Source organism: Prevotella sp. (genome assembly GCF_051059605.1).
Classification (GTDB): domain Bacteria; phylum Bacteroidota; class Bacteroidia; order Bacteroidales; family Bacteroidaceae; genus Prevotella.
The window spans coordinates 3,158,779-3,172,402 of the sequence record NZ_CP050883.1 but is presented as its reverse complement, the minus strand read 5'-3'; the positions used below and the strand labels follow the sequence as shown (position 1 = coordinate 3,172,402).

Genomic DNA, 13,624 nt, shown 5'->3' with positions numbered 1-13,624 from the left:
AAAGATACTTTATTTCCTGATACCGACAAACGGTTGTGCTGCCTTTTTTGTTATTAAATACTAAATATGTAAATAACAAACACGATTACTTGCCATAATGATAAATAAAGACAAAGGTGCGATATCAAAATGACGTCGCACCTTTTGTCGGTTATAGTTATGGCATACTACATTATTACATTCCTACACCTTGACCTACTCCACCCATTCCTGAGCCAGCACCCTTCTTATCCTTTTCATCAAAATCATTTGTGATATTGCTCTTGTGTTGGCCATACTGCTTATTGCTGTTACCAAACTTCCAAGCTGCTGTGAAAGAAATCATATGAAGAGGAATAGAGTATTGACTTCTATTGATGAAGTCTGCACCTGCACTATATGAAGTAATCTTAAGTTTACTTCTCATTGGATTAACATATTGCACGCTTAGTGAAAGTCTATCTTTGAACAACTGTTTTGTAAACGAAGTGTTCAGGAACTGCATTCCACCAGAGTAACCCTGAATATTATAGTCACGTGTCTTAGCAAATAAACCTAGACTCCATTTGATGTTAAGTGGCAACACCTGCTCAAGACTAGCATAAATGTTACCCTGCCATCCGTTGTTGCTACAATTTAGTTCCTTTGAGCGCATATCTCCATAATCTACTGAACCATTCATCATCAGACTTGAAGTTTTGCTTATTGTCCAACGGGCAAACATATTAAAGTTTGTCCATCTGTTCTTTGTATTGTTTCTACGTGTAGTGTTAAGCACGTTGTCTTTATCTACAAAAGAATATTCAGCAATTTGGTTGTTGCAGAAGTTCTGTCCAAGAGTCATATTCATCATGAATTTGGCACTATACATATTGTAAACCAAACTTACATAATGTGATTTTTCAACATCAAGTTTTGGATTACCATATGATATAAACGTAGGGTCTGAACGGTCAACATATGGATTAAGATAAGAAATACCAGGACGGAGTATGTGCATTGAATAGTTTACGCCAAGATTGCTCATCGGAGTCATCGCGTAACTTAATGTGAACGAAGGTACGAGACATCCATAGTCTTTCTTGAAGTTTTTCCCTGTTTGTTCTGGATATTTAATATTTTCCCAAGTATGTTCATATCTCAATCCAGCTTTTGTACTGAATTTATTCATTGTAGCTACATATTCAGCATATCCAGCAAGAATAGACTGATCATTATTGTATTTCACACTGTTATCAGCATTCAGCACTTGCTCGTCACCCTTATAGTCATAATATTTTGAATCAGACTTGTTATGCCTATAGATATATTTTACACCAGTATTGAGAGTTGTATTCTTTGACAAGGCATTCACGAGGTCTACCTGTAAAGTATGTGTACGTCCGTTGGTTTCCATGTCTGAATACATGTCGCCAGTTTCTTGTTTTGGTTCGTATTGGTTACGTGTACTTTTCTCCTTTGAAGGAGTATTACTGAATAGATAACTTAAAGTGATAGAAGATTTATGCTCACTGTCGAAGAATCGCTGATAGTCAATGTTTCCATTAAATCCTACGCTAGACTCTTTTGTACTCATTTTGTTGCTATAAGAATGTCCACTTCCATATATTCCACCTTCCATTGTAGTGAAAGGAGTTCCATTAATTTTGGATTCAAAAGATGTAAGTCCAATTCCGGCATTAATCGTACTTAGGGAATCTATTTCATATCCTAAGTTAAGATTTCCCATTTCAAAAGGCACTTTTTGGTCGGATTTCTGATTGTATTTCATAACTGAATTCTGACCGTTGACTATCTTTGTTTGTTCTAAGTTGACATCTATATCTTTCATATCCTGATAACCCACGGTTGCGTTTGCACTATATGTGAGTTTACCTTGCTGCCCGCCTATATATGCAGACATACGATCACTCTTATTACCAACAGTTGCACTCACGTTTCCGCTGTATCCATCCATATTTTGCTTTTGACCAGAATCGTGATTAAACTTTATATTCAATATACCTGCGGTACCTTCTGCATCATATTTTGCACCTGGATTTGTGACCACCTCAATATTTTTTACCATTGAAGCCGGTATAGACTTAAAAATTTGCGATGCATTTGCTTGAAACATAGGATTTTCCTTACCGTCAACAAGAATCTTGAATGACTTAGAACCATTCACAGTTATATTATCCTGACCATCTACTGTAACCATAGGAACCTTACGCATCATATCCAGAAGAGTCATGCTTTTTGAGTCGACATCTTCCTGAACATTATAAGTCATCTTGTCGGTTTCCATTTTAACGACAGGCTTCTGAGCAACAATCTCTACACCTTTCAATGCTTTAGAATCATCAAACGTATATACATTACCCAAATCCACAGTTGGTTCACCATTTATTGTAAACTCACGTTTTACAAGTTTTTTACCTACTGAATTAAATGTAATAACAAATGTTCCCTTACCATCTACAACCTGCTTAATTTTTCCGTCTCCATCAGTCAACGACATTGCTATAGGCTTCTGTAAGTTTCCTGGCTTATACACTCTAATCGTAGCATAAGGTTCTGTGGCATTCTGAATTGAATCTTTCAATGTACCACTAATAGTAGTCTTTTGTGCCATCATACTTCCGCTAAAGAGCAGGGTAATCATGGCTAGTAAAAATAACTTTTTCATCTCTATTTTATTAGTTTCTTTTGTTTAGACGCAATAACTGGAAAAAAGTTGCAAGGAAATTAGAATATTCTTATTTTTATTTTGTTCTTACCTCTACTTATCTTATCTTTGCATGAATAATTTTTATGAATAATAGTCACACGCGATGAGAGTACTTATTGTAAATACAAGCGAGAGTACAGGCGGAGCAGCAGTTGCAGCAAACCGTCTTATGAACGCTCTGAATAATAACGGCGTCAAGGCAAAAATGCTTGTTATGAACAAGCAGACAGAATCAATATGTGTAGCTACAACAGGAACTCATTTTAGAAATAAGTTCAATTTTCTTTATGAAAGATTTGTTATCTGGACAAAAAATCTTTTTCAGCGAAAGAATCTTTTCACTGTTTCCATTGCCAATACCGGTATTGATATTACAAATACAATAGAGTTTAAGGAGGCAGACATAATTCATTTGCAATGGATTAATCAAGGTTTTCTATCATTAAATAGTTTGCGTAAAATTGTCAAAAGTGGCAAACATATTGTGTGGACGATGCACGACATGTGGGAATGCACAGGAATTTGTCATTATGCCTTTGGATGTGAAAACTATAAAAACGGATGTGGTAATTGTCAATTTCTTCGCTTTCCAGGCAATAAAGATGTATCTAGATCTGTGTTCGACAAAAAACAGAAGATACTAAAAAATACTAATATAAATTTTGTAGCTGTAAGTACATGGTTAGCTAATATAGCTGGCGAAAGTCCTTTGATGTATGAGCATTCTATCAACGTTATCCCGAATTCGATATCATTATCAAAATTTGTGCTTAAGAATCGTAACAGTTCACGTGAGAAATTATCATTACCTGATAAATATATAATAGCCTTCGGAGCTGCAAGATTAGACACGCCTATAAAAGGATTAAACTATTTGTGTGATGCGATTTCATACATTATCAAAAATGGAATTATAAAACGTGAGGAACTGCATCTAGTCTTGTTCGGGGGGATGAAAGATTCTGGTGTTCTCAAGGCGCTGCCTATTGAATACACTTATTTGGGAACTATAAAGGATGAAGATGGGTTATCTACTGTATATTCTGCGGCTAATGTAGCTGTTTCTTCTTCATTATACGAGACTTTTGGGCAGACGCTCATAGAAGCTCAGGCTTGTGGGTGTATACCTGTTTCTTTCAATAATAGTGGACAAACAGATATTATACAACACAAAGTTAATGGATTTCTTGCCGATTATCTATCTGTCGAGAGTCTGGCTGAAGGCATTGTATGGGCTATAAAAGCGGATATTGACAAATTGCAACTCAGGGAGCATGTAATAAGAATGTATTCTGAAAATGTAGTTGCAGCAAAATATATAGACTTATATTGTAATTTTTTAGGTATCAAAGCATGAACAAAATAAAGATAACTGTCATCACTATTACTTACAATGCAGAGAATGTCATTGTGCGAACATTAGATAGTGTATTGAAACAGACTTTTCCAGATATTGAACATCTTATTATTGACGGTGCTTCTAATGATAAAACCGTTTCTATTGCAACAGAGTATGAGCTTCGTTCTTCCTCAGCGAATAACGGACATGAGATTAAAATAACTTCTGAACCCGATAATGGTTTGTATGATGCAATGAACAAGGGTATAAATAAAGCTTCGGGGAACTATTTAGTGTTTCTGAATGCCGGAGACGCATTTCCATCTTCATCCACTTTAGAAACGATTGCCAGTATGGTAGGCGAAGGTGAGGAATTGCCAGGAGTACTTTATGGTAATACAGATATTGTAGATGACAACGGAACTTTTTTACGCCATCGCCGACTCTCACCACCTTCGCATCTCAGTTGGCGCTCATTCTTACATGGCATGCTAGTATGTCATCAAGCATTCTATGCACGTACGGATATCGCTAAGCGCAATAATTATGACCTACACTACAAATTGTCTGCTGATATCGACTGGTGCATTAGAGTTATGAAGGATGCAAAACGTAACAATCTACCTTTAAGGTACGTAGATACCGTAGTGGTGAACTATCTTGAAGGAGGTATGAGCATCAAAAATCATAAGGAATCGCTCAAGGAACGTTATCATATAATGTGCAGACATTATGGATTTATCACTACAACATTCATGCACTTGTGGTTTGTCTTTCGTGGGATATTACAAAAATAAAGTGAAAAATGTTATAATCAGATAAAATATTTCTTTTTATGACAGGATAACACTATATTTGTGAATTGATTTTTAATAACTAAATAAATTATTAAACTATGAAGAAAATCGTTTTAAGTGCGGTTCTTATGGTAGCTGCCATCAGTTTCGCTAATGCTCAGAATGTAAAGCAGGCAGAAAAGAAATGCAATAAAGTTGAACAGTGTGCAAAGGCTAACAAGGCTGATGCCGACAAAGCCTGCAAGGGTGGAAAAGCTTGTTGCAAGAATGCAACTGACGCCAAAAAGTGTTGCAAGAAAGATGCTAAGGCTTGCAAAGATGCAGCCAAGACTTGTAGTAAAACTGCTGCAAAGAAGGTGGTTAAATAGTAACTTACTCCTTAGCAAATATCATCACCCGTTTATCAATATGATTTTTTCAACATTGATGAACGGGTGATTTGTTTAATGGAACATCATATATTATAAATGCAAACGCATTTTTAATTGTCTATAAACTTCTTTGCTGCTCTAAGTTGGTGCCTCATTGCACTCATGAATTCTTGAGTTTCCTGAAGCAAATTAAGATAGACCATATTTATTTGCATTTCACTGTCGTCTTCGCTACATTGTATTCTGTCAATATGAATTTTACGAAGTGCCGATAACTGATTTTTCAATGTATCAGCCTCAGAAAGAATGTCACGGTAGTTATCATATCTACCTGTAGATATCTGTGCTTCTGATTGTTTCATCAAGTCATTTACCTTATGGTTTATCTTGCTATATTCAGTAATGTATCCTGCAGGAAGTGGATTGAAATTATTATCTACATGTTCCTTTATTGGTTCAAGCATACGGCGGAGGCTGTATATAAACTGTTGATCAGAATTAGCTCCAAGATGAAACCACGTGTTGCGCTCTATTGCTATATCAAAAGGTAATTTCTTTAATGCAAGCATTTCCTGTCGCCTATATTTCTTTAATGTTTGCAGCTCTGTTTTCAGCTGTTTAGTACACTTACCCAATTCACGCACATTCTCTTCAGCGAGTCCCTCGACAATTTTATTGTATTGGCTTAATGCAAATCTATTTACATAGCTCTGAGTACGACTAACATGGTTGCGAAGTAAATCCCATACTATTTCAGGATCATTTGAACGCATCATAAGACGGAAGGCATTATCCTCATTTTCAGTCTCCTTTGACTTGCGTGAGAAATTGCGATTAGAACGAATAAGGGTTATGATAACAGCAACCATAAAAATGACCTTAGCAATTATTCCACCATAATACATCAACAGACACACTAAGGCACATGCAATAAATGCCAATCCTGCAGTGATAAACCATCCACCAATCACACTTATAACACCAGTTACTCGGAATACGGCACTTTCTCTGCTCCAAGCCCTGTCGGCAAGACTTGAGCCCATTGCTACCATAAATGTAACATAGGTGGTTGAAAGCGGCAACTTATAATTTGTTCCTATTGTAATCAGCATTGATGCAAGTACAAGATTCACTGCCGCCCTCACAATGTCAAAGGCTGCATTTTCATTTTCAAGGATCATGTCTCGCTTATTGAAACGACTATCTATCCATTTAGTAACACATACTGGTAAAGCCTTTGTTATAAAATTATTTGAATTTTGCGTAAATCGAACTATTGATCTTGCGGTTTTAGAACTTCCAAACATCTCGTCGCCCTCGTCTTGTCGACTCAAATCAATAGAAGTCTTTATCACGTTGTGAGCCTTCTTTGATTTAGCCATTGCTATAATCATTATCACTCCTGCACCAAGCAAATATAATGGAGGAGTTTTTGCGCTAGCCATTAGCGAGCCCATGTGAAAAGAACTTGCCGAAGCTCCATTCGCATTTGTCACGAAATCATTGAATGAATCAAGTCCGGCAAGCGGCACTCCAATGAAATTAACTAGGTCGTTACCTGCAAAAGCCATAGCAAGGGCAAACGTTCCCATTAGTACAACAAATTTGAATATATTACAGCCTAGCCAATGCATTATCTGCATAATAATTGTTGAGGCTACGAATGTATAAACGATCAGCATTCCTGTGTTGACACTTATATAATCACTTACTGTAGCACTTATATACGGGCTTTTTCCAAGTCCTTTCAGAAATATAAAATATGAAAGAGCAGTGAAGGCAATTCCTCCAAATACCACCGTCAATATTTGTGACTGGTGTTTGTAGTTGAATGTAAACACCAATCTAGAAAGCCACATTACGATTACACCAAATACAAAAGCTATTGCCACAGATACAAAGATAGCGACTATCACGCTCAGAGCTTTATCGGTATTGAGAAGCATTCCATAGCCTAGACTCCCGTCTGAAATCATCTTTATCGTAGCTATTACAAATGCTCCGCCAAGAAGTTCAAACACAAGCGAAACAGTAGTGGACGTAGGCATTCCGAGTGTATTGAAAACATCAAGTATAATTACGTCAGTAACCATTACTGCAAGAAATATTGTCATTACCTCTTCAAATGAATATTCACTCGGCATAATAATTCCATGACGAGCAACATCCATCATTCCCGAAGACATAATGGCTCCTACCACAACGCCAAATGACGCTATGATAAGTACCGTTCTGAATTTGGCAACTTTAGCTCCTATAGCTGACTGGAGGAAGTTTACAGCGTCATTGCTCACTCCAACGAAGAGGTCGAATACTGCCAAACATAGCAGAAATACGACAATACAAAAATATATTGTTTCCACCTTTGCAACAAATAAATTTAATTTGGTACAAAGGTAGAAGCAATATATTACAACCGCTTTAAACAAATGTTACATTAGTGTGACAACTTGCGGTCTATTTCTTCTGCAATATCTCTACCACTGGCAAGAGCTCTTACAACAAGACTTGCACCACTGGCAGCATCTCCGACAACAAAAACATTATCTTGGAACTGCGGATGCTGTGGTTTTAGGAATCCCATTGCCAACAATACCATGTCAGCCTTTATGATTTCTGGTTTTCCTACAGGCTTCATTATTGGGCGTCCTCCTTCAGGATTAGGTTCCCATGTTATTTCCTGTACTTTTACTCCTGTAAGTTTTCCATCTTTCCCAAGGAATTCCAATGAGTTGATATTCCAACGACGTGTACATCCTTCCTCATGACTTGATGTAGTCTTCATCGTGCGAGGCCAATTAGGCCATGGACTATTTGGATCTTCAGGTCCAACAGGAGGCTTAGGCATAATCTCTATCTGTGTCACACTCTTAGCACCTTGTCTGTTAGCTGTTCCAATACAGTCACTACCTGTATCACCACCACCAATCACAAGAACATCTTTGCCTTTTGCATTTACTAGTTCATTGTTTTTGAACTGCATTCCTGCAAGAACTCTGTTTTGTTGTGAAAGCATTTCAAGGGCTAAGTAAACGCCATTTAGTTCACGTCCAGGAATACTTAGATCACGAGCCGTTGGGGTACCTGTAGCAACTACATAAGCATCATAACCCTTAGGCAATTTTGTTGAATCTATATTCTGATTGTACTTAAACTCAATACCTTCAGCTTCAAGAAGAGCAATTCTACGATCTATGATAGCCTTGTTCAGCTTAAAGTTAGGGATACCATATCTAAGCAATCCACCAGCACTCTCACAAGCTTCAAAAACTGTTACCTTGTAACCAAGCTGATTCAGTCGTGTTGAAGCAGCAAGTCCTGCAGGACCTCCACCAATCACAGCCACAGTCTTTCCGTTACGACTTGGGATGCGTGGCTGTACGTAGTCTTCAGAGAACGCATGCTCAATAATTGCACACTCATCTTCGCGGTTTGTCGTAGGATTGTGATCCATAAGATTCAACACGCAGGCTTTCTCACACAACGCAGGACAAATACGTCCTGTGAACTCAGGAAAGTCATTATCTGTGGTCAACAATTCATACGCAAGCTGCCAATCACCTTTAAACAAGGCATCATTCCACTCTGGTGGTTTGTTACCTAATGGACAAGCCCAATGACAGAATGGCACACCGCAATCCATACAGCGTGAAGCTTGTGTACGGCGGTCATTACTGTTAAGTGTCTGTTCCACTTCACCATAGTCGTGGATTCTATCGTGGATTGGTCTATATCCTGCCTCTTTACGTGGCACGGATAGAAATGCTTTTGGATTTCCCATATCTTAATTTTCTTACTTTCTTACCGTTAATAGTCTCTTTGCATATCTGCAATTTTCTGTTGAAGTTTCTTAACTTGCTCTTCCTGCAAAACTCGCTTGTATTCGATAGGAACAACCTGAATAAAGTCTTCTACGTATTTGCTCCAGTCATCAAGCATCGTTCTTGCCAACTTAGATCCTGTATAGAGGTAATGCTGACGGATGAGTTCATGAAGTTCCTTGCGGTAGCTGCTTTCCTCAACAAGGTTAATCTCAACCATATCCATATTACAGAAGTAATCGAAGTTGTGATTTTTATCCCAAACATAAGCAACACCACCACTCATTCCGGCTGCGAAGTTGCGACCTGTCTCACCAAGCACTACAATGCGTCCACCTGTCATATATTCACAGCAGTGATCACCGGCACCTTCGATTACAGATATCGCACCAGAGTTTCTTACTCCGAAACGTTCACCTACCTTACCGTTGATGTAAAGTTCTCCGCTTGTTGCTCCATAAAGTCCAGTATTACCAGCAATGATATTATCCTCTGCATTGAAGTTTGAACGAATAGGAGGAAGGATAGAAATACGACCTCCACTCAAACCCTTTGCGAAGTAGTCATTGGTTTCACCCTCTAGTTTGAAATCAACTCCATTAACAAGGAATGCTCCAAAACTCTGACCGGCTGCACCTTTAAACTTGACGTTGATAGTTGGTTCTACAACCTTGTTGTTACCTTTCTCACGTAGGTCTGACTTATATTTTTCTATGTATCCGCTGAGCATTGTACCAACGGCACGGTCTGTATTCTTTATTGCGAAGTCTAGGTCTACCTCACCATTAGTTTCGATAGCTTTCTTAGAACCTTTTATAATTTGCTTATCTAGTATTCCTTCAAGATCATGCTCCTGACTCTTTGTGCAATACATGCTGCTATCGCCAGTTTCCTTATGCAATAAGCGTGTGAAATCTAGAGTAGACAACTTTGCATCGTCTGTAGCAAGAGGCACAAGAAGTTCTGTGTGACCAACAATATCATTAAGACTTGTATAGCCCATTTCTGCAAGATATTCTCTTATTTCCTGAGCTAAGAATGTGAAGTAGTTTACTACATACTTATAACTTCCACGGAAGTGTGCACGAAGTTTTGGATCCTGAGTTGCAACACCCATTGGACAAGTATTCTTATTACACTTACGCATCATCACGCAACCAAGAGTGATAAGGACTGATGTTCCGAAACTGAATTCCTCTGCACCGAGAAGAGCCATCATGATAACATCTCTACCAGTTTTCAACTGACCGTCTACCTGCAAGCGTACTAATGAACGCAGACCGTTCTTTACAAGAGTCTGCTGAGTTTCTGAAAGTCCTATTTCTGGAGATATTCCAGCAAAGCGCATACTTGATGCAGGACTTGCACCTGTTCCACCTTCTGCACCAGAGATTACAACCAAATCAGCTTTTGCCTTAACAACTCCAGCTGCAATAGTTCCAACTCCGCTCTCTGCAACTAACTTAACACTTATTGCTGCATGTGGATTAACATTCTTCAAGTCGAAGATAAGTTGTTTTAAGTCCTCAATACTATAAATATCGTGATGAGGAGGAGGAGATATTAGACTGATACCAGGAATAGAATGGCGAGTCTTTGCTATAATTTCATCTACCTTAAAGCCTGGAAGCTGACCACCTTCACCTGGTTTAGCACCCTGTGCAACCTTTATCTGTATTTCCTCTGCATTCGTAAGATATTCCGTTGTTACACCGAAACGTCCACTGGCAACCTGCTTTGTCTTACTATTAAGGCTTATTCCGTCAAATGTTGAGTGGAAACGATCTTCGTCTTCACCACCTTCTCCGGTGTTGCTTCGTGCACCGAGCTTATTCATTGCCAATGCAAGTGCCTCATGAGCCTCTTTAGACAAAGCTCCGAAACTCATTGCTCCTGTTACGAAATGCTTTACTATATTCTCAACAGGTTCAACTTTCTCTATTGGAATAGGACGACGCTTGAAATCAAAGAAATCGCGTATGAAAATAGGCTTTTCCTTCTTATCGGCAAAGGCTGTATATTTTTTGAATGTATCATAGTTCCCTGTTTTTGTAGCCAACTGCAAAGTGGCAATAGTCTCAGGATTCCATGCATGCTGTATTCCATCCTTGCGCCAATGAAACTGTCCAAGAGTAGGAAGAGGAGTTTCTGACTTTTTCTCGCGAGCCTCAATACTGTCATCGTGCATTGCGATTGCATCTTTTGCTATTGTGTCAAGTCCGATACCTCCAATTGTACTTGTCTCTGTTCCGAAATATGTATTGAGCAGACTCTCTGAAAGTCCAATGCTCTCGAAAATCTTTGCACCACGATAACTGCGAATTGTACTGATTCCCATCTTCGCCATTATCTTGAACAAACCTTTCTTTACAGCCTTTATATAGTTTGCTTCAGCTGTATTATAATTTTCCTGAATCTTTCCTTTCTTTACAATGTCATCAAGTATTGCGTAAGTCATATAAGGGCACAGCGCAGAAGCTCCATAACCAAGAAGCAATGCTGCATGCATTACCTCGCGTATGTCACCGCTCTCTACAATAAGGGCTGTCTGCACACGCTTTCCAACACTTATAAGATAATGGTGTACTGCACTCACTGCAAGCAATGAAGGCATTGCTACATTATTATCATCTGATTCACGGTCGGTGAGTATGATGTAATTGTAACCATCGTCAACACTCTTTTCGGCACGGCTACACAATTCATCAAGTGCATCATGCAATCCGTCTCCACCCCTTGATCCATCAAAAGTTATTGGAAGTTTTATCGTGTTGAATCCCTTGTATCTGATGTTACAAAGTATATCCAACTGTGTATTTGTCAAGATTGGATGAGAAAGTCTCACCATCTTGCAGTTTGTCTCGTCTGGATTAAGTATTCCTGTGCCTACCCTACCAATGTATTCAGTAAGACTCATCACAAGATTCTCACGAATAGAATCTATCGCAGGGTTGGTTACCTGAGCGAACTGCTGACGGAAATAATTAAAGAACAACTGTGGCTTGTCTGATAATACTGCCAATGGAGTATCATTACCCATTGATGCAGTAGGTTCCTGTCCACTTGTTGCCATTGGGATAATTGTGTCGTTGATGTCTTCCTCACCAAATCCGAATTCAATTTCCTTTATTTTAAGATCGTCTATTTTATTAGAAATCTTTCTTCCGCTATGAATCTTTTCAAGTTCAATACGGTTAGTGTTTAACCATTGACGATAAGGATGCTGCGCTGCAAGGCGTTCCTTGATCTCACCATCATAATATATTTTACCATCGAGAGTATCAATAAGCAATATCTTACCTGGTTGCAGACGTCCCTTTTCGGCAATCTCGCTAGGATCAAAGTCCATAACTCCAACTTCACTAGCAACAACCATGGTGTCGTTCTTCGTAATCGTGTAACGTGCAGGACGTAAACCGTTACGGTCTAGCATTCCACCAGCATATCTACCATCACTGAACAGCAAAGCAGCAGGACCGTCCCAAGGCTCCATCAATATAGAATGATATTCATAGAATGCCTTCAGGTCTTCACTGATAGGGTTCTTGTCGTTGAAACTCTCAGGCACCATTACAGCCATTGCGTGAGGCAATGACAAACCACTCATTACAAAGAATTCAAATACATTGTCAAGACTGGCAGAGTCGCTCATGTCTGGCTGGATTATAGGCGAAATGTCGCTTACACTTCCCAGTCGTTTTGAAGACAATACTGATTCACGTGCCTGCATCCATCCACGGTTTCCGCGGATAGTATTGATTTCACCATTGTGCGCAAGCATTCTGAATGGCTGTGCAAGACTCCATGTTGGGAATGTATTGGTACTGAAACGGCTATGTACAAGTGCGATTCCACTAGTGAAGTAATTGTTTGTAAGGTCAGGATAGTATTGACGAAGCTGCAAACTAGACAGCATACCCTTATATACGATACTCTTATTAGATAATGAACATATATAGAAGTCTTCATCAGCTACACGTTTTTCAATCTTCTTTCTTATTATATATAAGGTACGTTCAAAGCTATCTACTTTATCATCAGTAACACCAGTTACGAAAATCTGCTTGATGTCTGGCTCCGTAGAAATAGCAGCCTCACCCAAGCATTCTGGATTAGTAGGAACATTTCTCAAATGCATCAGGGACAAACCCTCGCGCTCTATTTCCTCAATCATTATTGAGAGAATCTCCTGCTGGCGTTTCTTTTCTTTAGGCAAAAACACCAGACCTGTTCCATATTTTCCCTTCTCAGGAACTGGAATACCTTGTAACAATATAAACTCGTGAGGAATTTGTAGCAATATTCCTGCACCATCTCCAGTCTTCCCATCTGCGCCTTCCGCTCCACGGTGACGTAAGTTTTCAAGAACTTTAAGAGCACTGTCAACTATATCATGACTTTTATTGCCATGAATATTAACTATCATACCAACACCACACGCATCGTGTTCGTTGCTGGCATTATACAATCCGTTGGTTGTTTCTTGCTGCATTTATTTAGTAATTTTCTTGTTTGCCTTTCAATCTGATTGCAAAAGTACTAAATAAGTTTCAAAATGACATTTAAGTGTATCTAAACGTTCACTATAATTTATTTAATTATCAATC

The 13,624-nt window shown here is 38.7% G+C and carries 7 protein-coding genes; 3 read left to right on the top strand and 4 right to left on the bottom strand.

Annotated elements, in window-relative coordinates; translation table 11 throughout:
• Positions 1-175: 175 nt before the first annotated feature.
• Complete coding sequence (locus HEQ28_RS12300; RefSeq protein ID WP_434502847.1) at positions 176-2,647, bottom strand: TonB-dependent receptor domain-containing protein; 2,472 nt, start codon at positions 2,645-2,647, stop codon at positions 176-178.
• Positions 2,648-2,792: 145 nt separating this feature from the next.
• Between HEQ28_RS12300 and HEQ28_RS12295 the strand changes: the two genes are divergently transcribed.
• The 3 genes from HEQ28_RS12295 to HEQ28_RS12285 all read left to right on the top strand — a co-directional run bounded on the left by HEQ28_RS12295 (position 2,793) and on the right by HEQ28_RS12285 (position 5,193).
• Complete coding sequence (locus HEQ28_RS12295; protein ID WP_434502845.1) at positions 2,793-4,046, top strand: glycosyltransferase; 1,254 nt, start codon at positions 2,793-2,795, stop codon at positions 4,044-4,046.
• The gene (locus tag HEQ28_RS12290) at positions 4,043-4,825 is read left to right on the top strand and encodes a glycosyltransferase family 2 protein (RefSeq protein ID WP_434502843.1); all 783 of its coding nucleotides are present in this window, start codon (positions 4,043-4,045) and stop codon (positions 4,823-4,825) included. The genes HEQ28_RS12295 and HEQ28_RS12290 overlap by 4 nt, the downstream gene beginning before the upstream one ends.
• 98 nt (positions 4,826-4,923) lie before the next feature.
• Positions 4,924-5,193 (top strand): hypothetical protein, encoded by a 270-nt coding sequence (locus HEQ28_RS12285; RefSeq protein WP_434502841.1) that lies wholly within the window; start codon positions 4,924-4,926, stop codon positions 5,191-5,193.
• A gap of 113 nt (positions 5,194-5,306) precedes the next feature.
• Here HEQ28_RS12285 and HEQ28_RS12280 read toward each other — a convergent pair whose 3' ends face one another.
• The 3 genes from HEQ28_RS12280 to gltB form a co-directional block, all read right to left on the bottom strand.
• On the bottom strand, positions 5,307-7,559 hold the full coding sequence (locus HEQ28_RS12280) for an inorganic phosphate transporter (protein ID WP_434502839.1): 2,253 nt from the start codon (positions 7,557-7,559) through the stop codon (positions 5,307-5,309).
• A 74-nt stretch (positions 7,560-7,633) separates the two neighbouring features.
• Positions 7,634-8,977, bottom strand: coding sequence for a glutamate synthase subunit beta (locus HEQ28_RS12275; RefSeq protein ID WP_434502837.1), 1,344 nt, complete (start codon positions 8,975-8,977; stop codon positions 7,634-7,636).
• A 26-nt stretch (positions 8,978-9,003) separates the two neighbouring features.
• Positions 9,004-13,509 (bottom strand): glutamate synthase large subunit, encoded by a 4,506-nt coding sequence (gene gltB / locus HEQ28_RS12270; RefSeq protein ID WP_434502835.1) that lies wholly within the window; start codon positions 13,507-13,509, stop codon positions 9,004-9,006.
• Positions 13,510-13,624 lie beyond the last annotated feature (115 nt).

Coding starts and splice junctions, on each gene's coding strand:
- HEQ28_RS12300 (WP_434502847.1), bottom strand. CDS start 2,647: ATGAAAAAGTTATTTTTACTAGCCATGATTACCCTGCTCTTTAGCGGA.
- HEQ28_RS12295 (WP_434502845.1), top strand. CDS start 2,793: ATGAGAGTACTTATTGTAAATACAAGCGAGAGTACAGGCGGAGCAGCA.
- HEQ28_RS12290 (WP_434502843.1), top strand. CDS start 4,043: ATGAACAAAATAAAGATAACTGTCATCACTATTACTTACAATGCAGAG.
- HEQ28_RS12285 (WP_434502841.1), top strand. CDS start 4,924: ATGAAGAAAATCGTTTTAAGTGCGGTTCTTATGGTAGCTGCCATCAGT.
- HEQ28_RS12275 (WP_434502837.1), bottom strand. CDS start 8,977: ATGGGAAATCCAAAAGCATTTCTATCCGTGCCACGTAAAGAGGCAGGA.
- gltB (WP_434502835.1), bottom strand. CDS start 13,509: ATGCAGCAAGAAACAACCAACGGATTGTATAATGCCAGCAACGAACAC.